Source organism: Halorussus aquaticus (assembly GCF_024218795.1).
Taxonomy (GTDB): Archaea; Halobacteriota; Halobacteria; order Halobacteriales; family Haladaptataceae; genus Halorussus; species Halorussus aquaticus.
Window position 1 is genome coordinate 309,872 of sequence record NZ_CP100400.1, and the last position, 21,232, is coordinate 331,103.

Annotated in this window: 19 protein-coding genes and 1 tRNA gene; 4 read left to right on the forward strand and 16 right to left on the reverse strand. The window is 65.8% G+C overall.

Features of this window, described 5'->3' with window-relative positions; all coding sequences use genetic code 11:
- Nucleotides 1-3 precede the first annotated feature (3 nt).
- From NGM06_RS01635 to NGM06_RS01655, 5 genes are read right to left on the reverse strand one after another with little or no spacing between them, the layout of a single operon-like run.
- Nucleotides 4-723, reverse strand: a complete 720-nt coding sequence (locus NGM06_RS01635) for a 50S ribosomal protein L2 (RefSeq protein WP_254268631.1) — start codon at nt 721-723, stop codon at nt 4-6.
- Between the two features lie 2 nt (nt 724-725).
- On the reverse strand, nt 726-977 hold the full coding sequence (locus NGM06_RS01640; protein WP_163520213.1) for a 50S ribosomal protein L23: 252 nt from the start codon (nt 975-977) through the stop codon (nt 726-728).
- Nucleotides 974-1,720 (reverse strand): 50S ribosomal protein L4, encoded by a 747-nt coding sequence (gene rpl4p / locus NGM06_RS01645; RefSeq protein ID WP_163520214.1) that lies wholly within the window; start codon nt 1,718-1,720, stop codon nt 974-976. The genes NGM06_RS01640 and rpl4p overlap by 4 nt, the downstream gene beginning before the upstream one ends.
- A 3-nt stretch (nt 1,721-1,723) precedes the next feature.
- Nucleotides 1,724-2,740 carry a 50S ribosomal protein L3 gene (locus tag NGM06_RS01650; protein WP_254268632.1) on the reverse strand — a complete coding sequence of 339 codons (1,017 nt, stop codon included), beginning with the start codon at nt 2,738-2,740 and terminating at the stop codon, nt 1,724-1,726.
- A 4-nt stretch (nt 2,741-2,744) separates the two neighbouring features.
- On the reverse strand, nt 2,745-3,635 hold the full coding sequence (locus tag NGM06_RS01655) for a putative RNA uridine N3 methyltransferase (protein ID WP_254268633.1): 891 nt from the start codon (nt 3,633-3,635) through the stop codon (nt 2,745-2,747).
- Nucleotides 3,636-3,848: 213 nt separating this feature from the next.
- On the opposite strand from NGM06_RS01655, the gene NGM06_RS01660 reads away from it, so the two are divergent.
- A tRNA-Gly gene (locus NGM06_RS01660) sits at nt 3,849-3,919 on the forward strand.
- A gap of 217 nt (nt 3,920-4,136) precedes the next feature.
- On the opposite strand, the gene NGM06_RS01665 is transcribed toward NGM06_RS01660, so the two are convergent.
- The gene (locus NGM06_RS01665; RefSeq protein WP_254268634.1) at nt 4,137-4,757 is read right to left on the reverse strand and encodes a DUF7978 family protein; all 621 of its coding nucleotides are present in this window, start codon (nt 4,755-4,757) and stop codon (nt 4,137-4,139) included.
- 130 nt (nt 4,758-4,887) lie between these two features.
- Between NGM06_RS01665 and NGM06_RS01670 the strand changes: the two genes are divergently transcribed.
- Nucleotides 4,888-5,349 (forward strand): hypothetical protein, encoded by a 462-nt coding sequence (locus tag NGM06_RS01670; protein ID WP_254268635.1) that lies wholly within the window; start codon nt 4,888-4,890, stop codon nt 5,347-5,349.
- Between the two features lie 84 nt (nt 5,350-5,433).
- Nucleotides 5,434-6,270 carry an RAD55 family ATPase gene (locus NGM06_RS01675; protein ID WP_254268636.1) on the forward strand — a complete coding sequence of 279 codons (837 nt, stop codon included), beginning with the start codon at nt 5,434-5,436 and terminating at the stop codon, nt 6,268-6,270.
- Nucleotides 6,271-6,367: 97 nt separating this feature from the next.
- Here the strand turns inward: NGM06_RS01675 and NGM06_RS01680 are convergent, their stop codons facing one another.
- The 4 genes from NGM06_RS01680 to NGM06_RS01695 form a co-directional block, all read right to left on the reverse strand.
- Nucleotides 6,368-7,087 carry a DUF7282 domain-containing protein gene (locus tag NGM06_RS01680; protein ID WP_254268637.1) on the reverse strand — a complete coding sequence of 240 codons (720 nt, stop codon included), beginning with the start codon at nt 7,085-7,087 and terminating at the stop codon, nt 6,368-6,370.
- Between the two features lie 294 nt (nt 7,088-7,381).
- Nucleotides 7,382-7,870, reverse strand: a complete 489-nt coding sequence (locus NGM06_RS01685) for a double winged helix-containing putative transcriptional regulator (protein ID WP_254268638.1) — start codon at nt 7,868-7,870, stop codon at nt 7,382-7,384.
- A gap of 34 nt (nt 7,871-7,904) precedes the next feature.
- On the reverse strand, nt 7,905-8,837 hold the full coding sequence (gene mch / locus NGM06_RS01690) for a methenyltetrahydromethanopterin cyclohydrolase (protein ID WP_254268639.1): 933 nt from the start codon (nt 8,835-8,837) through the stop codon (nt 7,905-7,907).
- Between the two features lie 123 nt (nt 8,838-8,960).
- Complete coding sequence (locus NGM06_RS01695) at nt 8,961-9,272, reverse strand: MTH1187 family thiamine-binding protein (protein WP_254268640.1); 312 nt, start codon at nt 9,270-9,272, stop codon at nt 8,961-8,963.
- A 189-nt stretch (nt 9,273-9,461) separates the two neighbouring features.
- Between NGM06_RS01695 and NGM06_RS01700 the strand changes: the two genes are divergently transcribed.
- A complete protein-coding gene (locus NGM06_RS01700; protein ID WP_254268641.1) occupies nt 9,462-15,401 on the forward strand; it encodes a S8 family serine peptidase in 5,940 nt (1,979 codons plus the stop codon).
- Between the two features lie 243 nt (nt 15,402-15,644).
- Here the strand turns inward: NGM06_RS01700 and NGM06_RS01705 are convergent, their stop codons facing one another.
- The 6 genes from NGM06_RS01705 to NGM06_RS01730 all read right to left on the reverse strand — a co-directional run bounded on the left by NGM06_RS01705 (nt 15,645) and on the right by NGM06_RS01730 (nt 21,215).
- Nucleotides 15,645-16,193: a peptidylprolyl isomerase gene (locus NGM06_RS01705; protein ID WP_254268642.1), complete on the reverse strand. Its 549-nt coding sequence runs from the start codon at nt 16,191-16,193 to the stop codon at nt 15,645-15,647.
- Between the two features lie 107 nt (nt 16,194-16,300).
- Nucleotides 16,301-16,774, reverse strand: a complete 474-nt coding sequence (locus NGM06_RS01710; RefSeq protein ID WP_254268643.1) for a winged helix-turn-helix domain-containing protein — start codon at nt 16,772-16,774, stop codon at nt 16,301-16,303.
- An 86-nt stretch (nt 16,775-16,860) separates the two neighbouring features.
- Nucleotides 16,861-17,916, reverse strand: a complete 1,056-nt coding sequence (locus NGM06_RS01715) for an ABC transporter ATP-binding protein (protein ID WP_254268644.1) — start codon at nt 17,914-17,916, stop codon at nt 16,861-16,863.
- Nucleotides 17,909-19,162: an ABC transporter ATP-binding protein gene (locus NGM06_RS01720; protein WP_254268645.1), complete on the reverse strand. Its 1,254-nt coding sequence runs from the start codon at nt 19,160-19,162 to the stop codon at nt 17,909-17,911. The genes NGM06_RS01715 and NGM06_RS01720 overlap by 8 nt, the downstream gene beginning before the upstream one ends.
- Nucleotides 19,162-20,229, reverse strand: a complete 1,068-nt coding sequence (locus NGM06_RS01725) for an ABC transporter permease (protein WP_254268646.1) — start codon at nt 20,227-20,229, stop codon at nt 19,162-19,164. Before NGM06_RS01725 ends, NGM06_RS01720 begins: the two co-directional genes overlap by 1 nt.
- Nucleotides 20,229-21,215, reverse strand: a complete 987-nt coding sequence (locus tag NGM06_RS01730) for an ABC transporter permease (RefSeq protein WP_254268647.1) — start codon at nt 21,213-21,215, stop codon at nt 20,229-20,231. The genes NGM06_RS01725 and NGM06_RS01730 overlap by 1 nt, the downstream gene beginning before the upstream one ends.
- Nucleotides 21,216-21,232: the final 17 nt, after the last annotated feature.

Consider the following 21,232-nt stretch of genomic DNA (forward strand, 5'->3'; position numbering starts at 1 on the left):
GGCTCAGTTACCTCCCCGTCCCGTTCGTCGGGACGAGATGTCCCCGACCTTCCGTCCGGGCGGAGCGTTCCGCGAGACGGACTTGGGTTTGCCGGGGTGCTGGCGGCCACCGCCACCGAACGGGTGGTCCACGGCGTTCATCGCCACGCCACGGACGTTCGGCCACTTGGTGCCGCGCGCCTTCATCTTGTGATACTTGTTGCCCGCCTTCACCATCGGCTTCTCCGTCCGGCCGCCGCCTGCGACCACGCCGATGGTCGCCCGACAGTCGGGCGAGAGGCGCTTGACCTCACCGCTCGGCAGTTCCACGACCGCAGCGCTGCGGTCGTGCGTGACGAGGTTCGCGCTCACGCCGGAAGCGCGAGCGAACTTGCCGCCGTCACCGGGACTGCTCTCGACGTTACACACCGGGACTCCTTCCGGAATCTCGGCGAGCGGCAGCGTGTTGCCCTGCTTGATTTCGGCGGTGACGCCGACCTGAATGGTCTCGCCGACGCCGACGCCCTCGGGCACGAGGACGAGTCGCTGGTCGCCGTCCTCGAACTCAATGGCGGCGACCGGCGCGCTCCGTGCCGGGTCGTGTTCGATGTCCACGACCGTTCCGGAGACCGCGTCCGCGTCTTCGGGTTTCTTGTGTGTGAGATCCGCCTTGTATCGGTGCGAGGGGGCGCGGAACGTCGGTCCGCCCCGACCTCGTCGCTGTCCTTGAATTCGTCGTCCCATTATCAGAACACCCCGATTCTGGAGGCGACTTCCTGCGCGTCGTCGTCCTCCGAGAGTGTCACCGTGGCCTTCTTGTCACCGTTCATGGTGACCATCGTGTTCACCTTCTGGATGGTGACGTCGTACTGCGCTTCGATCTCGTCGCGGATTTCCGGCTTGTCGGCGTCGAGGTCCACGATGAACTGGAGCTTGTTCTCGAAGTCCATCTCGTTCATCGCCTTCTCGGTGACCCACGGGTACTCGATGACGCTCATCGGTCGGCCACCTCCTCGACTGCGCTCTCGGTCCAGACGGTGAGTCGACCGGGATGCGTACCGGGCGCGAGGTCCTCTGCGTTGACCTCCTGCGCGGTCGCAACGTCTGCGCCCGCGAGGTTGCGGGCGGCCTTCGAGGGTTCGTCGCTGGTCACGAACAGGACCGACTTGGGGGTCTTGTACTTGCGACCACGCGTCGTACCCTTCCCGGCACGAACCGTCTTGTTCTCCTCGGCGCGCTCGATGTCGGCGTCTACGCCGACGGCTTCGAGGAACGAGACGACTTCCTGCGTCTTCAACAGGTCCTCGAACTCGTCGCTCACGACGAGCGGAAGGTCGAGGTCCTCGTCGAACTGGTGGCCGCGCTCGGCCACGAGGTCGGCGTCGGCCGTCGCCGCGACGGCGCTGCGGATCGCCTTCTTACGCTCCTTCGTGTTGATGTCGAGCGTGCGGTCTTTCTCTTCTTTCGGCGGGTGGGCCTTGCGACCCCCGACGGTCTGGGGCACTCGCGCGCCCTGTCCGTTCGTTCGGGGGACGTGAGCCATCCCGCGACCACTGCCCGGCGACTCCGCCGAGGTTCGCATCCCGGCGTAGTCGTCGGCACCGTAGTCCTGCTTGCGGTTTGCCTGCGCGGCGAGGACGGCTCGCTTGATGAGGTCCGGCCGGACCGTCTTCGAGAAGACGTCCGGCAGGTCCACGGAACCGGCTTCCTCGCCGTCGAGGTTGCGGATTGTAGCCTGCATAGTTTATCCTTGGTTCGATTCGGTGCTTACGTACCGCACCTCGGGGTCGAGGCGCGGCTGGTCTTTCGGCCGGATGGCCGGGCGGAAACGCAGGAGGCGCTTGTTCGGACCGGGAACCGAACCCTTGACCAACGCGTAGGAACCGTCGACTTCGCCGTAGTTGACGAAGCCGCCGTCGACGTTGATGTCGTCGCCCTCACCGAGGTCGATGAGGCGCTTGTTGAGTTCGGTTCGCTGGTGGTAGCCGGTCTGGCCCTGCTGGGGCACCGTCGAGCGGACGCGGGAGGGGTTCCACGGACCGAGGTTGCCGATCCGGCGTCGCCATCCCTGTCGGGCGTGCTTGCCCTTCCGCTTCTGGACGCCCCATCGCTTGACGGGACCCTGCGTACCTTTGCCTTTCGTGACGCCGCTCACGTCCATGTACTCACCCGCGCGGAACACGTCGTTCATGTCGTGTTCCCCGCCGTCGGTGAGGAGATCCAGCGCGAAGTCGACGCGGTCGTCGAGCGACCCGCCGCCGACGCGACTCTCCATCACGTCGGGTTTCTTCTTCGGGACGCTGGGTATCTCGTCCGGAACGGTGTGGGTGACGACACGGAGGTCGGCGACGTCGCCGTTCGAGACTGCTTCGCGCAGTTCGTCTTCGGCGGCGTCGGCGTCGTACTCCTCGGGCACGTCGAGCGTGCGCGAGAGGTCGTCGTGGAATTCGTCGCCCCACACTTCCGTCAGCGGCTTCTTGCCGTACGGCGTGTCTTCGTAGGCTCGCAGAGCGACTGCCCGCATCGGCGGCGTCTCCACGATGGTGACGGGAACGGTCTCCTCCATCCCCTCGCGCGGGGAATCGGATTCGTCGTTCACCATCACCACGTGGGTCATGCCGACCTTGTAACCCGCGAAGCCTTGGAGAGACGGACTGCCGTCTCCGTCGGGCCACGAGTTGAAACGCGGAACCTCGCTGGTTGCACGCGTGCGGGGGCCGAACCCTAGCGAACCTTTGCGTGGTCTGCTTATATCTGACATCGTATCACTTCTCTCTGAGGTTCAGGCAGCCGAGAGCGGCGAACATCGCTTCTTCGGTTCGCACGACCTCGCTACCTTGATTCGGAACCGCGTTCAGCCAGAGGTCAAACCGGCCGGGTGCGCCCGATTCGACTCCGGACTCCGCGTCCGCCTCGTCCTCCCCGTCGTCGCTCGGCCAGTCGTGGGCGAGCGGTTCGGTGGGGAGGTCGAGCATCTCCGGCAGGCCGCGACCCGGTGAACCGAACACGACGGTCATACCGTCGCGCTCGGTCCGGCCGACCACGTCGGTCAGCCGCCGGGTCGTCAACTCGACCCCGTGGCGGGACGTTGCGATTCGAACGCCCGCGTCGTCGCGGTCGAGCGCCGCCGGAAGGTCCGTGCGCGTCACCGACAAACCCGAGAGGGGTTCGTCTACGAGCTTCGCACGGACCGGACTTCGCGAAGAGATCCTGACGGTAACGCGCTCTCCCTCGCCGACCGCCATTTCTGGCGGCACGACGAGCGAGATCGGGTGTTGCAGTCCGCAATTGACCCGAACGCGCCCTTCAGGTCCGACCTCGGTCACGATTCCCTGTCTTAACGACCCCGAACCCTCGGATTCGGAGCCGGTCAGTGAGGGGGCGCGGAGCGGCGGTAGGACGCCCGCGTACTCCAGTTCGTCCCGCTTGCCGAATACCTCCTTTCGGAGGTAGGGCGGCGTCGCGGCGTACTCCAGCACGGTGCTTACGAACCCGCCACCCCACTTCTCCTCCCCCTCGGGGTCGGGAAAGACCCCGAGGCGGTCGGCCCGGAACACCGTCGCCGCGCGGGCGACGTAACCGATTTTGCGAGTCGCCTCGCGCTTGTCTTCGGCTTCCCGGACGAGGGATGACGGAACGAGTAGGCTGACGGTCATACCGTGACGCTTCGACGCCCCGTCACTAGACTGTAGCGAATCGTACCGGCTTGGTTCCTAAAAGGGTGCCGCTTCTGTTCCGGCAATGGGAGGCCGTCACAAAGCTCCTGTCGCCGGAAATCGGTGATTGAAACGTGTCACCGTCTGCCGATTCGCCTCCGTTTCGGAAGCCTTATTTAGTGACCCGGCATTACTTGGAAATGCACTCGCAGGGCGCTGGTAGTGTAGTGGTATCACGTGACCTTGCCATGGTCGCAACCGGGGTTCAAATCCCCGCCAGCGCACTTCTCCCGAATTCAACTCCGACGCGGAGTTTTGTCTCCGCGCAACGAGCGAATTCGTCGAATGCGGCCGGATTTGAGCCTGCCAGTCGCACGCCCGGACGCGTAACGGAGTGAGCGTCCCGGAGATAACGCTACACGAGGTGTGAACGATTCAGCACGTCACATCAGATAGCGTTCGGTGGGCCGGTTCGGAGCGTGCCAGACGGCCAACAGTCTTCTATCGGAGCGACAAGTCCGACCGCAGGCGTTCGACGGTCGCTGTGAGAACGGGCGACTGTCCCAGCGACGCGCCGAGTGACCCGAAGACGAGGGGCGCGAGGACGACGAGAAGTAGCCACCTGCCACCGGGGTAACTGCCGGGCAACAGGACTCTTGCAGATGCAGTCACGGGGCCGACTCCACCTGCGAATACGACCGTCGACAGCAGTAGGGCGACCAGATACCCGGGAACCATGTATGCGCCCACACCCATCGGGACGGGCGACGAGCGATTCGTTGCGGTCACTGTCACCCCGACCAGTAGGCACGCGACCAGCGGGACGAGTCCCAGCCACCCGGGGAGTATGCCGAGCCACATCGCCCCGTCGGAGACGAAGTTTCCCGTGTCCCGCACGGCGGCGATGTCGATGGGAACGCCGTGGGCGTTCAGCGTGAACCAGCCGACGGCCTGCCACAGCGGACTCCCGGCCGAGCGGTACACGTCGAGGACGGTGACGGCGTCGTCCGAGGCACGGACGAGATACCGGCCGAGTCGAGGGACGGTCGCCAGTCCGATCAGGACGTACGAGACGACGTAGGCGAGCGCACCCGCCGCGATGCGATGGAGGGCAGTTCGCATATCAAGACGGTCCCCTCGACATTGGCATATGCCTTTTGACGCTGGAACCGATGGTATCACTCGAACACACTCCGTTGCTACCGTGTTTCTGGCACGAAGCGCTTAGTGGCCGGTGCTCGTTGGCGTCGCTATGGAGAAGACGGTGTTCAGACGGGAGAACCGCGGTGAGGATGCGGTCGCCGCGACGGCGGTCAGGACGCGGCACGCGGACCACGACCGGGTGCAGTTGGACGGCGTCGTCGGACCGGGCGACACCCCCAGAGAGCAGGCCGACAGCGTGCTCTCGTTCGCCGACCGGTTCCTCCGGGAGTACTGCGGCGGGCGACTCGCCGACGTCACGATGATACGCCACTACGTCCGAGCGGACCTGCTGCCCGAGGCCGAGACGGAAATCGGGGAGGCCTGCCGGGACCACTTCGAACCGCCGGAACTCCCGGGGACCGTGATGGTCGGCGTGAGCGACGTGGTCGGTGGTGACTGCGCCGTGAAGATAGAGATGGAGGCGACGATTCCTCACGACCGCACCGATGTGGAAGTCGTGGAACTTCCGCCACCGCCGGGGTACGTCACCAGTGAGGACCGGACCGAGTGAGGGAACCGAACGGGTGAGTTCCGCGGACCCGTTCAGACGAAAGACCCAAGCACCACCGCCGAGACCTACCGAAACGAACCGTCCATGGACCGAGTTCCGTTCGGAGTCTCCCGACTCGACGACATCATCGACGGCGGTGCCCCGCCCGGAAGCGTCGTGTTGCTCGCGGGCGAGGCCGGGGCCGGTGCCCGCGAGTTCTGCTACACCGCCGCGACCATCAACGGACTGGCCCACACCGACCCGGACCAATTCGAACTCCACTACGGCGAGGTGTCCGAACGGGCCGCCGTGCCCGAGGGCATCCACTACGTCTCGTTCACCGCCAGCGGCGACGAACTCCGGCGGGAAATCGAGTTCACCATGAGCGAGCGACTGGTCCGCGCTGGCGTCGAAGCCGTAGAGTTCGCCGACTTCAGTCAGGAGTACTTCCAGCTCTCGGCGATTCCCCGGGAGTGGTACACCCGCAAGACGCAGACGATTACCGACCTCGGACAGGGGAGCGACCGCCGGGGCGTGCTGGAGGCGCTCGGCGAGTACCTCAACGAGAACGCCACGGGCAACCTCGTCGTGGTCGATTCGCTGACCGACCTCGCCCGCGCGCCGAACGAACACCTCGACTGGAGCGACATCACCCTGCTGGTCAAGGGACTCCAGAAGGCCTCACGAGCGTGGGACGGCCTGATTCTCGTGCTGGTCAATCAGGACGCGCTGACCGACACCCAGATGGGGAGTCTCATGGGCGCGGCCGACGGCACCATCGCGTTCGAGTGGGAGACCGGCGGGAACGAGCGCGACCGAGTGATGTTCGTCCGGGAGTTCCGAGGCGTGTTGTCGCGGTTGGAGGCCGAGGACATCATCCGCTTCGAGACCGAGATTCACGACGGCGGATTCGACGTGAGTAACGTCCGGAAGATTCGATAACCCGACTCGGGCGTCTGTTCCGATTTCTCGTAGCGTTTCAGTTCACAGTCCACCTGTGCGACGCGAAAAGATGGGGCGCGCGAACGAGGAGTCCGTGTTATGCCGCTTCAGTCGTGGTTTCGTTCGCGGCAGTCGTCGTTCCGACCGCGCCACCGCCGTCCTCGACACGGACGAACGCCGTCCCCGCTATCGGTTCGTCACCGGGGTCCTGCGTGTACACCGCATCGACCTGCTCGGCGGCCGGAGTCGCCGTCGCGTCGGCCGTCTGCGCGGGCGTCGTCTCGACTCGCTCCAGTGCCGGGTCGAACTGCTGGTTACCGTTCGTATCCCGGTGGAGAACCGCGATCAGCATCTGACTCTCCGTGACCATCTGATCGAGTCGGATAGTCACGTTCTCGTTGAGACCGGGTTCGAGGTACGTCGAGTTGCCGATGCGTTGACCTATCATCTCCGAATCGACTAGCGTGGTGAAGTTACCCGTCACGTTCTGAGCGAGGTGAACGGTGACGAACCCTCCCTCAGGAAGCACCGCCTGCGTGACGTTGACCGCCGTCCCGTTCGACGTCTGGTTGTCGAAGGTGATGTCCGCGTCGTCGAGGTTCACGAAGTCCGTCGTGGTCTCCCCTGCGGCCGCGGTCGTTTCGGTCGCCGTCGTCGTTTCGTTCTCTTCCTGTACGGCGATTGCGTTCCCCTCGGTCGCGCTCCCGGCGGTGTCGGCACCTGTCGCGCCGGTTGCCGCCAAGACGACCGATCCGCAACTACCGACGACGAACAACGCAACCACTACCGTCACCGCGTTCGCCCGTTTCGATGTCATTCGAATCCCCCGTCCGAGTAGCCGACGGGAGTCAATAAACGCCGAGGTCCGTTCGCCCGAGTTCGGGAACTGTCACGTCGGTAATCTCGAATACTCTCCGTCCGTCGGCAGTAAACGCTCGCTATCGGTGAACGGGACGACGAGAATCACGGATGCGGCCTCGTAAACACGGGGTGTTAGTCGTAGCCCCGTTCGGTAGTGTCGGTTCGCGTACGAGTGTCTGACCGAAAACGGCAACTGTCGATACGTATCGAGGGCGTTCCCGACGCCGAGTCGGCCGAGAATACCGTCGTGTTACTCGACCGCGTACGCTCCGTCCACTTCTTCCACCAACCCCAACAGCACGCACCAGTCCAGAAGATACGCCACGCGTTCGCTCCAGATTTCCTCCCAGGAGTTCGGATTCTTGTGGTGCTCCCACGTCGGTACCTCGTCGCGGAACGCCTCGAACACCTCCTCGGCCGAGAGCGGTTCCGCCGCGTCGGTCAGAGTCTCCAGCACCGCTGGCACGCCGAAGACGTTCTCGCGGAACTGCTCGCGCAGGAACTCGCGCGTGGGGTCCTCTCGCGTCCGGGTGAACCCCGACGACTGCTCCTCGGCGAGGCCGAGCGCCCGGAGGAAGGTCAGCCACGTCCGGGCCGCGTCGCGACTCGTCAGGTCGGTCCGGTCGAGCATCCGAGCGCAGCAGTCGTCCTCGCTACCGGGAACCAGGGGGACCGCGCGCTGGGCGTCGGCAACGAACTCGAAGTCGGCGGGCGGTTCGGGAACCAGTTTGAATTGCATCGAATGTCACCTCCGGTCTCGTTCTCGCGGCGTCTCAGATGTCGAAGCTCTCGGCCAGCAGGTCCTCGTCGCGCTCGCCGACGACGTAGGTGTCTCCCCCGACGACGTTGATGGTCGCCTGCGCGGGCGCGAAGACGCTCTCCTCGACCTCGTAGAAGTCCCAGTCCACCGACTCGAAGATGTCGGCGAAGTGGGTGCCGTACTCGTCGTTCGCGGTCGAGACGACCTCGTCGAAGCGGTCGAACTCCTCGCGGACGGTCAGGTGGACCTGCCCGCCGTAGGCCAGTGCGTCGTTGGTCCGCGCGATGGCGGTCTCCTCGTCTCCGGCCACGGGCGCGACGGGCGCGGACCCTGTGGCGGTCACCACGTCGAGGGGGTCGTAGCCGAGTTCCGACAGTCGGAAGACCGCCATCTCGGCGGCGCGGGAGGCCACGCTGACGCTCCCGGCCACGCTCGCGGTGGGGACCGACGGGAGGAAGACGCTGCTGGGTTCGACGCCGGTGAGGTCCGCGACGTGTTCGGCGACCGACTCGGTGGGGTAGTCGTCGCTCTCGACGGCCAGCACCGCGAACTCCGACACGTCCTCGTAACCCACGCGGGCGAACTCCTCCTCTTCGGCGACGAGTGCGCGGGCCGGGCCGCTGCCCAGACCCTCGAAGTCGTCGGTCGTGACCTCCCACCCGGCCTTCTGCGAGCAGAGCAGGGCCAGCGCGGGGTGGTCGCTCGTCAGTTCGACGTACTGGAAGGGCGCGCCGGACACCTCGTCCATCCGGGTCTGGACGGTGGCGAGTCCGGCTGTCTGCATCTCGGCGAGCAGGAGTCCGGCCTCGACGCCCCCGTCGAACTCGTGACCGAAGTCGATGACGGTCGCTCCGTTGTCGAGTTCTCGCGCTCCGATGTCCAACTCCTCGGCGAAGTCCAGCGCCTCGTCGGCCAACTCCAACGCGTTCCGATTGAGACTGTCCATGCGCGTCGATTGGGCGTCACCCCGTAAACAGTTTATCAGTCGCCATCAGTTCGGGTCGGCGTGAGTCGTTTCGAGAACGGTGAGGTCACTCGGAAAGACCGTTCTCCGAATGTCCGGGGAGACTTATCGCTCCCGCTTGGCTTCCCGACCCAGCGCCTCCTCGACCGCATCGACCTTCTCGCGCGCGCGTTGCTCGCGCGTGCGCTTATCGTCTATCTTCAGGACGGTACTCACCCGGTCGCCGTCCACCGCCTCGTGGGCGGCCTGCGCCGCCGCGAACAGTTCGTCCGCCGAGTCGGCCTCGATGACGGTTCCCATCGGGTTGGTCTCGTAGGACACGTCGAAGTCGTCCAGCGCGGCCACGGCCTTGGCGACTTCCTCGGCCATGCTCCCCTCGACTACCGGTGCGACGCTCAGGAGTGCGATTACGGTCATCAGATACGACTGTCGAGCGGCACCCTCTAATGCGTTTGCCGATTAGTCAGAAATTAAACTCTTAGCTTGTGTCCGTTATTAGATTTGATAATCTAAGTAGGTTACAAGTAATCGACGCGTTATCTGGCAGTTAACATCAAAATGAGTGGCGAACCATCACGACGAGACGAAGGTCGGACGACCGCACCCGTGACGGCACTGCTCCTCTCGATTCTCATCCTGACCGGTGCCGTCGCGCCCGCGTTCGGTCTCCAACCGCTGGACGACTCCCGGCCCGCGGCGGACGTCGTCGGGGACGGAACGACGCAGGTATCGCACGCGAAGGGCCACCCGGCGACGCTTCCGAGCGCCGAGGTGACGTCGCTGAACGAAACGCCGGAGAACGAAACGGTCCGGAACGCCTCGCTCCCGGAGAACGCGACGACGAAACGGGTGACGCTCCTCACCGGCCAGACCGTGACCGTCGTCGAGACGGGCAACCGCACCGAGTACCGCGTCTCGGCCGACGTGCGGATGCAGAAAGTCTCGACCGGGAACTCCACGTACGTCTTCCCGGTCGGCGTCGATTTCGGCAAGTTCGACCGCCACCTGTTCGACGTCGAGTTCCTCGTTCAGCAGAACTTGACTGACGCCGAGACGGACTCGATTCCCATCATCGTCAGCGAAGACGGTCAGGGCGACTACATCGTCGCCGGGGATACCCAGACCACCGACGGGATGCTCGACTCCGTGACCGGCGTGGAGAAGCGGGCCACGCTCGAATCCATCGACGCCGAGGCGGGCCGGGTGTCGAAGGCGGCCGTCGGGCAGGCCTACGCCGACCTGAAGGCCGACGACACCATCGAGAGGGTCACGCTCGACATCAAGTACCGGACGGACCTCGCCGCGACCGACGACGCCGTCTCTGCCTCGCAGGCGCGCGAGAGCTACGGTGTCAGCGGTAACAACGCGAAAATCGCGGTGTTGGACACCGGTATCGAGAACAGCCATCCGGCGATAGACGGCGTCGTCGCGGAGAAGGACTTCACCGGCGAAGGAGACTACGACGACGACGCCGGTCACGGCACGCACGTCGCGGGCATCGTCGCCAGCGACAACGAGAGTTACACCGGGATGGCACCGAACGCGAGTCTGATGGACGTCCGGGTCCTCACCGACGAGGGATGGGGACGCACGTCGTGGATAATCGACGGCATGGAGTACGCCGACAGCAACGGTGCCGACGTCATCAGCATGAGCATCGGCGGTCCGGTGTCGGCCGAGCGGTCGAACGACCGGTACACCGACGCGGTCAATCAGGTCGTCGCCAACGGAACGCTCGTGGTCGTATCGGCGGGCAACAGCGGCGAGTACGGCTACCGGACGGTGAGCACCCCCGGCATCCAGTCGAAGGCGCTCACCGTCGGCGCGACAGACGCCTACGACGGCGGAATTGCGAGTTTCTCCTCTCGCGGCCCGACGCCGTACGGGTACTACCTCAAGCCCGACGTCGTCGCGCCCGGTGTCGGCGTGAAGAGCGCCGACAACGACGGCGGATCGGTTCGGTACAGCGGTACTAGCATGTCCGCGCCCACCGTGAGCGGTATCGCCGCCCTCCTGATAGAGAAACATCCGGACTGGTCGCCCGAGCGACTCAAGAGCGTCCTCACGTCCACTGCGGACCCCCTCAGCGGCGAGGACGTGTACACGCAGGGTGCCGGTGAGGTCAACGCCACCGACGCGGTCGGAACGAACGTCGTCGTCTCGCCGGGCACGGTGGACTTCGGCACGTTCGGCAACGACACGACCGCGACGCGGACGATTCGCGTCACGAACCTCGGCGAGTCGAACGTGACGCTCGACGCGACTGCGACCGCGGCGAACATCGTTCGCGAGGGCACGGCACCGGCCCAACTCAATCAGAGCACGGTCACCGTTCCGGCCAACGAAACGGTCCACCTCGGCCTGACGGTGAACACCAGCGTCCCCTACGGTATCTACTCCGGGCGCGTCTCGTTCGACAACGGGACGTACACGACCATCTTCGGCTTCGTTCGCGCACACGAAGTGACCGTCGAGAAGCAGAGCATCGGCACGACGCCCGTGGCCGACGACCTCTCGTGGCTGTTCTCCGAGAACCCCGGCCAGTTCGATATGGTCGGTCGTCGGGGTCTCGACCAGTTCAACGGGTCGAAGGTCACTTACCACGTCGTCGGGGGCGGCGAGTACAACGTCCTCTCGCACGGCGTCAACGAGCGGAACGGCCAACCCGTCGTCTTCTCCGAGGAACTGACGGTCGACGGCGACGAACACGTCGTCCTGAACGAGAGCGACACGACAAAGTACAACCTCGACGCTTCGGCGGCCGAGAGCAAGCACGGCGACCTCTCGACCCGGAGTACGCAGGTAACGTACTTCGAGGAGACCTCGTACAACAGGTACGTCGGCAGTCTCTCGGGGTCGGGTGCCGACACCTCCACGGTCCGATTCGGCGTCGAGGGCGAGTTCGACGCCGCGGTCGAACACCTGTTGGTGCCGACGGCGGCGACCGGCGCGTCCGACAACTTCAGCGGCGAAGCCATCTACCACCTCGCTCACCAACTCGGTGAGACGACCGGAACCACGTTCGACGTGAACCAGAGCGCGCTCACCGAGAAGAACGTGACCTACTACCGGAACCGGCGCGGCGGGTCGTACGACGTCACGCTCTCGGCGACGGCCGAGTTCCCCTACGACTGGCACTACGACCACCTGATTACCGACGGCATCGGCGACCGCCGCCACCAGACTATCTACCTCAACGACGAGGTCGTCAACCACGGCGTCGGTGCCACGTCCGAGGAGAGCGTCACCCCGTCGTGGAACCTGAGTACCAGTTACACCGCGAGCTTGGGCGATATCCCAGTCCGCGAGTCGGTCAACGAACACCCCTACACCGGTCTGATGGACCTGTTGGTGAGTGACGGGAAACTGGCGTACTACGTCGAGACCCAACTCGACCAAGGCGCTCACGGGTTCGAGGACGCGGGCGAGGAGACGGTCCGTCTCGCGCTGAACGGGACGACAGTGAGCGAGACGAACACCACGAAACGGTCGGTGTTCAACCTCACGGAGTTCGACCTCGACCCGAACACCGACGTCGAACTCACCGCGGTCGGTCGGAACGACGTGACTCCGCTCTCGACGCGGACGGTGACGACGTACGAGGCGACGTACAACGCCTACGAGGACTTCTCGCCGCCGAGCGTATACTCGGCCGACGTGGCCGGACTGACGGCGAACAACACCGCGGACGACACGCTGCGAGTTCGGTTCTCCACCCACGCGGACGCCACGGGCCTGTCGGCGCTGGTGGCGAACGACGCGAGCACCGTCCCGTTCGAGGACGCGACGGGATGGACGAACGCGTCGGTCCGGAAGGTCCACGAGTCCGACTACTCGACCGTCTACGAGGCGACCATCGACCTGAACGAACCCTTCGGCCAGTACGCCGGGCGAATCGACCTCGCGGTGCGGGTCACCGACGACGACGGCAACACCGTCGAGATGACGACGTTCGACGCGGTCCGCGTGGACGCGAAGAAACCGACGGCGACCGTCACCACCGCGGGGTCGGGTAACGCGCCGACCGGCCTCTCGAAGACGATATACACGAACGACACGGTGACGTTCGAGTTCGACGCCGACGGAACGCCCGGCAACGCGACCCACGTCGGGTCGTCGCTCTCGGCGGACTTCACGAACTTCCGGACGTGGAAGGAAGCGACGCGGACCGACGCTGGGACGTGGAGGGTCACGCAGAACCTGACCGACCTCCCCGACGACGGGAACTACACCCTCGGAGCGGTCGCGGCCGACCGACTGTGGAACGTGAATCTCACCGAGACGCCAGTGACGGTCGTCCTCGACCGGGACGCGCCGGACCTCGGCGCGACCGTCGAACAGGTCGGGAACGAGGGCGAGGTGACGCTCACAAGCGACGAACCGCTCCGGTCGGACTCGGTCTCGGCGACCGTCCAGAAACCCGCCGGGAACACCGCAGAAGTCACGCTGACGCAGAACACGTCGGCTGACGGGTACGTCTGGAACGGGACGTTCTCGCTCGGCGAGGACGGCACGTACAAGGTGACCGCGAACGCGTCCGACCGCACGGGCAACCTCGGAACGACGAACTCGACCGCCGAGATACGGACGGTCAGCACGAACGGCGACAAGACCGTCACGGTCGTCCTCGAAAAGTCGGGGCTGTTCGTCCGCTTCACGACGAACGAGACGGGAATCGACAGCACGGTGTCGCTCACGGAGAGTCGGTCGGCGCTCGCGCCGCTCTCTCGGAACCTCGCGGGACTGAACTTCCTGAATGGCGAACTCGGGAAGAGTCTGACCGACCACCTCGACAACGCCACCATCGGCATCCCGGTGACGGATTCGACTCTCCCGCCGGGCATCGACGAGAAGCAGGTCAACATCAGTTACTACGACTCGTCTTCCGATACGTGGGAGGTCCGGAACACGTCCGTCGAGAACAAGACGGTCAACGGGACGACCGACACCTACTGGGTGACGAACGTCTCGCACTTCTCGACGTACGGCGCGGTCGTGGACGACCAGAAGGCCCCGTCGCTCGACGCCAAGTCGCCCGACGGCCAGACGTTCGACTGGAGGACCACCCACAAACGGGTGACGTTCAACTACAGCGACGACATCAGCGGCGTCAACGCGAGCGCGGTCGAACTCTACTTCGACGGCGAGCGCGTCACCGACGCCAACGCGACGAACGTCACCGGGGAGTACGCGACGTACAACGCCACCGGACTCGGCGGCGGCCAGCACACCGCCACGGTGGTCGCTGTGGACGAGGCCGGAAACGAGAAGAACTACACGACGGAGTTCACCATCGAGACCGACACCACGCCCCCGGCCGTCACGAGCAGTCGTCCCGCCGACGGCGCGACGCTGGACTCGAACACCGAATCGGTCGAACTCGTCGTCAACCTCACCGACGACGTGAGCGGCGTCAACGCCGACGCCATCTGGGTCGAGTTCGACGGCGTGAGGGTGACCGGCGACGCGACGATTACCTCGAATCAGGTTCGATACACCGCGTCGTCGCTTTCGGCCGGGAGTTCGCACACGCTCGACGTACACGTCGAAGACGCCGCCGGAAACGGATACGTCCACTCGCTCGGGTTCGACGTCGCCGCCAAGTCGTCCGGCGGGGGCGGCGGTGGCGGCGCGAACGTGCCGCCGCCGTCGGTTCAGGTGAGCGTCACGGACCTGACCGAGACCTACGCGAAGGCGAAGGTGACGAGCGCCCGTGCGTCGAGTCCGGGCGTCGTCTCGTTCGACGGCGGTCTGCGGGCCGGAGACGCCACCGTCCGGAAACTGAAGATGGTCCCCAAGAGCGCCGACGCCGAACCGCGGTTCTTCGTCGAGGCGCGAACGTCCGGGTCCGTGCCGAGCGGGGTCGCGGCCTTCGAAGGGGCGAGCGAGACGCTGGGCTACCTGACGGTGACGCCCACGTACATCAGCGACGGCGAACTCGACACCGTCGGGGTCACGCTCGGCGTGGACGCCGCGAGGGTGGACTCGCCGAAGAACGTCGCGCTGTATCGCTACGAGGACGGCGAGTGGTCGTCGGTCCAGACGACGTTCCTCCGCGAACACGACGGTCAGTATCGGTACCGAGCGTCGAGCGCTGCCACCGGGACGTTCGCCGTCGGCGTCGAGGCGTCCTCGTTCGAGGTCGTCGAGGCGACGCTCGGCGCGTCCTCGGCGTCCGCGAGCGAGGAGGTGACGGTGTCCGCGACCGTCGAGAACGTCGGTTCGAGCGAGCGGACCTACACCGCCGAACTGACGGTGGACGGTGAGGTCGTCGCGACGAAACAGGTGACGCTCGCGGCGGGCGAGCGGACGACCGTCGAGTTCGTCCGGGCGTTCGACGCGGGCGAACACAGCGTCGCCGTCGGTTCGGCGAACGCGGGCACGCTCGACGTCGCCTCCGGAACGTCGGAAGGCGCACTCGGCGACGGCCAGAATCAGGGCACGAAAGAGGGCGGACAGAGTTCCGGCGTCCCCGGGTTCGGACTCCGGGCGACGCTGGTCGCGTTCCTCGTCACGGCGCTACTCGCTCGCCGACGCGAGTCCTGAGCGCCGCCGAGAGCGGTAACAACTCCTCGTTTTCGCGCGGTATTCGCGACGACCAGTTGCTAGCGTTTACGTAGAAAGACGGGACGAATCCCGACCGGACGCTTCGTGCGGTTGCGAGCAGATAGCTGGCGAATCAGTCAGCACTGTCACCACGGCGGTGCCGCGACGCGGCGGTACCGCCCCTACCTCGTAACCGCCAGTCCGACTACTCCGAAAGGACTGTGCCGAGAAAGAGCGACGCCGTCAGTCGTGAATCTCGACCGATTCGAGGACCACGTCTTCGTTGGGGTTGTCGTTGTGGTCGGTCGGAATCGAACCGATTTCGCGCACCACATCCATCCCGTCGATGACCTCGCCGAACACCGCGTGACGGTCGTCCAGGTGCGGTTGGGCGTCGAGGGTGATGAAGAACTGCGAGCCGTTGGTGTCCGGGCCGCTGTTCGCCATCGAGAGGATGCCCGCGCCGTCGTGGCGGAGTTCGTCGTGGAACTCGTCCTCGAACTCGTAGCCGGGGCCGCCGCGGCCGGTCTCGGTCGGGTCGCCGCCCTGAATCATGAAGTCCTCGATGACGCGGTGGAAGGCCACGTCCTCGTACAGCGCGTCGCCGCGGACTTCGCCGCTCTCGGGGTCCTCCCACGTGGGAGTGTTCGGGGCGGGGTCGTCGTTCGCGGCGGGGTCGTGTTTCGCCAGTTTGACGAAGTTCTCGACGGTTCTGGGCGCGCGGTCGTCGAACAGTCGGACTTCGATGTCGCCGTGATTCGTGTGGAGCGTCGCGGTCAAATCGTCTGCCATGGTTCCGAGGAGGGTCGCCGGATAGAAAACGGTGCCGGACGCGCCTCGGCGCTCTTCGCAGACCGGAACCCCGCGTAGCTACCGTGATACGTCGGAGGAAAGCGGTCTCACTTCAGGTCCACGTCGGCGGCCGTTTCGAGGCAATCGACGACGCTCGGTGACTCGACGAGGCGAACGACCCCGTCGTCGTGTTCCACGATACCGGCCTCCGTCAGTTTCGGTAGGTGTATCCGGAGGAGTTCTGCGTGGGCCTTCTCGACTTCCTCGGGCGTGAGGACGGCGGGGGTCTTCTGGGTCGTGGACGCGGCCACCAGTTCGGCGAGTTCGTTCACCGACATCGGTTCGTCGGCCCGACGGAGGTAGTGACAGACGCATCGCCGCCGGTGGTCCGAGAGCGCCCGGAACACCGAGTCGAGCGACTCGCTCTCGCTGGCGACCGGCAGTACGTCGCTCTCCGAGACGTGCGTTGGGGAGACGGCCCCCCGATTGTGGTCTTGACTCATAGCTATCGTGAGGACGCTCGCGGTGTGAACGGCGTCGGTTTCGTGGCTCTCGTCCACGCGTTCTCCGATTGGGGACACACCGGGCGTCGTACCGTAGTTCGACAACGACGTTGACGGAGAAAAGGATACTGCCCGACTATTCAGGACGGAGGACGATCCGACCGTCAGTCGTCGGCGGTCGTTTCGGCCGTCCGCCCGTCCTCGTCGAGGGGCGGACTCGACCAGTACTCGTGGTCGTCCACTCGCCGGAAGCAGGCCGCGCGATGGTCTTCGTCGCCTTCGACTTCGTATCCGTCGGGGTCCTCTCTGGCGCAGGCCTCGCGGGCGTACGGACAGCGAGTGTGGAACCGGCATCCGGACGGCGGGTTCCGCGGCGAGGGAACGTCGCCCGCCAGCGTTTCCACGTCGCGGCCCTGCTCGCTGGTGTCCGCGCGCGGGACGCTCTCCAGCAGCGCCTCGGTGTAGGGGTGACCCGGGTTCTCGAATATCTCGTCCACGGGGCCGATTTCGACGATTTCGCCCAGATACATCACGGCCACGCGGTCGGAGATGTGCCGGACGACGCTCAGGTCGTGGGCGATGAACAGGTAGGTGAGACCGAACTCCTCCTGCAGGTCTTCCAGCAGGTTGAGAATCTGGGCCTGCACCGACACGTCCAGCGCCGACACCGGTTCGTCGCAGACGATGAAGTCGGGTTCGAGCGCCAGTGCCCGTGCGATGCCGATGCGCTGGCGCTGTCCGCCCGAGAACTCGTGGGGGTAGCGGTCCGTCTGCCCGGCCGACAGGCCCACTCGTTCCATCAGTTCCGCGACGCGCTCGCGGCGCTCGGCCTTCGTGCCCAGACCGTGAACGTCCAGCGGTTCGCGCACGATTTCGCCCGCGGTCATCCGCGGGTCGAGACTGGAGAACGGGTCCTGGAAGACGACTTGGGCGCGCTCGCGGAACTCGGTCAGGTCGTCGTTCTCGAAGACGTTCTCGCCGTCGAAGTACACCGCACCGCCGGTCGGTTCGCGGAGGTTGAGCAGGGTCTCGCCGGTGGTCGACTTCCCGCATCCCGACTCGCCGACCAGTCCGAGCGTCTCGCCCTCGCGGACCTCGAAGCTCACGCCGTCCACGGCCTGCACGCTCTCGGGTTCCTTGCCGAGCAGTCGGTCCGTGAGGTTGTCCTGCTCGTAGTAGTACTTCTGGAGGTCCTCGACGCGGACGAGCGGGTCAGTCATCCGCGCTCACCTCCTCGGTCTGGGACTCGCGCTCGGACTCGGTGTCGTCCTCGCTCCGGAAGTAGTCCTCCGGGAGCGCCCGCGAGGGGTCGTACTCGTGCTGAGCGAGGACGCACCGCGCGCCGTGTTCGCCGGTCTCGGTCCGCCCGCCGCTGGGTTCGCCCGTCTCCACGTCGAACTCCGGCGGGTGGTCCAGACACTCCTCCATCGCTTTCGGACAGCGGTCTGCGAAGTAACATCGGTCCTCCATCTCGTCGGCGTAGAGGTTCGGCACGTTGCCCTCGATGGGTTGGAGGCGCGGCGCGGGGTCGTCCATGTCCGGAATCGACCCGAGCAGTCCCCTCGTGTAGGGGTGGACCGGGTCGTCGAACACGTCTTCGAGCGTGCCGCGTTCGACGATTTCGCCCGCGTACATCACGCCGACTCGGTCGCACATCCGCGCGATTACCCCGAGGTTGTGCGTTATCATCACGATGCTCATCCCGGTGTCCTCCTGTAGGTCCCGCAGGAGGTCGAGAATCTGGGCCTGAATCGTCACGTCGAGCGCAGTGGTGGGTTCGTCGGCGATGAGCAGGTCCGGTTCGCCCGCCAGCGCCTGCGCTATCATCGCCCGCTGGAGCATCCCGCCGGAGAACTCGTGTGGGTACTCGTCGGCGCGCTCGGCGGGGTCCGGGATGCCGACCTGTTCGAGCAGGTCGATGGCCTCGGCCCGACTCTCCTCGCTGACGTAGCTCCGAGACGGGAAGACCGTACTCGCGAGCAGGTCGGTCAGGCCGAACCCCTGCGTGCGCGACCGGGTCGTCCGCGGGTTCGAGCGCGCGCGGCGCTGGACCTCGACCGCCTCGGCTATCTGCTCGCCGACGGTCAGCGAGGGGTTCAGACTGCTCATCGGGTCTTGGAAGATGGTGCTGAACGACGGCCCGCGGAGCGCGCGCCGGACGTTCTCGGGCACCCGGCGCACGTCCACGAACTCGCCGTCCACGGCTTCCGGCGTGTCGTCGCGGACTTCGTCGGCGAGGTCGGCGTTTCGGTACCAGACCTCGCCGCTGGTGATGCGGCCCGGCGACTCCACGAGGTCGATGACCGAGAGCGCGGTCACGCTCTTGCCCGACCCCGACTCGCCGACGATGCCGAAGACCTCGCCGTCGCGCACGTCGAAGTCCACGGACTCGACCGCGTTGACCTGCCCGTCCTCGGTGAAGAACCGCGTCGAGAGGTCCCGGACGCGGAGGAGGTCGTCTGCCATCAGACGCCACCTCCTTCGCCCTCGATACCGGGGTCCAAGGCGTCACGAAGCCAGTCGCCCACGAGATTGATGCCGATGACCGTCAGCACGATAGCGATACCGGGAACCGTCGAAATCCACCACGACGACGCCAGATAATCCCGGCCCTGCGCGATGTCGAAGCCCCACGAGAGGCTGGTCCCCGAGAAGCCGAGGAACGACAGGGCGGACTCGAGCAGGATGATGGCCGCTATCTGGATGGTCGCCAGCACGAGTATCGGTGTCACGCTGTTGGGCAGGATGTGCTTGCGAAGGATGAACCCGTCGCCAGCGCCCACCGAGCGGGCGGCCTTGACGTACTCCTGGCCCTCGATGGAGAGCGCCTCGCCGCGGGCGACCCGCGCGAACCACACCCAGTTGACCAGTCCGACGACGAGGATGACCGTCCCCGGGAGCGCGAAGGTCTCGGGCATGTTCGGCGTCACGCCGAGTTCGACGAGCGGGTCGGGCACTTGCACGACCGCCCTCCCGAACAGGCCGACCAGCGCGACGGCCAAGACCAGCGACGGGAACGCGAGCATGATGTCGGCGCTCCGCATCAGCGCGTCGTCCACTTTCCCGCCGTAGTAGCCCGCGACCAGTCCCACGGTGACGCCGACGGTGGCGGCGATGACCGTGCCGAGGAGTCCGACGAGCAGGGAGGTCCGCGCGCCGTAGATGACCCGCGAGAGCATGTCCCTGCCGAGCGAGTCGGTTCCGAGGGGGTACTTCGGGGTCGCCGAAACCGTGACCGTCTCGTTGACGACCTCGACGGACCCGTTGACCATCTCGGAACTGGTCTGCGTCGAGGTCTTGCTGAATCCGAGCGGCGGCAGTTGGGACTCGTCGAGGTGTTGGTTCGTGGGGTTGTGCGGTGCGAGCAGGGGCGCGAACAGCGCCACCAGCACGATTGCGACCACGACGACGATACCGATCTTCGCCAGCGCGCTCTGACGAAGCTCCTTCCGGAGATTTCGGACGGTCCGCGGAGAGACGCCCCGCTTGAGTCCGTTCCAGAACAGGTCGACGAGTTCATCGAGAGGCCACATTAGTGAACCACCTGCGGGTTGATGTAGGCGTACAGCGCGTCCACGAAGATGTTGATGACGACGAATCCGGTGCCGATGACGATGAGCGACCCCTGAATCAGCGGCCAGTCGCGGGCGTTGATGGCGTTGATGAGCAGGGTGCCCAGTCCGGGCCACGCGAAGACGGCTTCGGTGATGACCGCGCCGCCGATGAGCGTGCCAAGTTGGAGACCCAGCACGGTGACGACCGGAATCAGCGTGTTCCGGAGCGCGTGCTTGTACCGGACCAGCGTCTCGGGCAGGCCCTTCGCCCGCGACGACCGGACGTAGGGCTTGCCGAGTTCGTCCAGCATCCCGCTCCGGGTGAGTCGCGTGATGAGCGCGGTGAAGTACGTCCCGAGGGTAATCGCCGGGAGCGTGATGTGGGCGAGCCACGTGACGAGTCCGGAGAACTCGAACTCGGTGAACAGCATCGCCACCGCCGGGAGGAATCCGATTCCGCGGCGACTGGTCGGGAACAGGCCGAACTGGACCGACAGGATCAGCACCAGCATGATGCCGAGCCAGAAGTTCGGCGTGGAGATGCCGACCAGCGAGAAACTGGTCGCCGCGTAGTCGGCCGGTTCGTGTCGGCGCGTTGCCGAGACGACGCCCAGCGGAATCGAAATGACGACCGCGACGATGCTCGCGGCGACTGCGAGTTCGAGGGTCGCCGGGAGTCGGGCGAAGATGATGCTGCTCGCTTCGGTGCCGCGGATGTAGGAGAAGCCCATGTCGCCCTGCAACAGGCCCCAGAGGTAGTCGAAGTACTGGACGTAGAACGGTCGGTTCAGACCCAGCTCCGCGGCTATCTGCTGGCGTAACTCCTGGCTGGCGTCGAGCGGCGCGACGAACGTCACCGGGTTGCCCGGCGTGATGTAACGCAACCCGAACACCACGGTCACGACGCCCCAGACGACCAGTATCCCCTGTGCGCTACGCTTGAGCAGGAATCGTCCCATCGACATCAGGCATCACTCCGTCG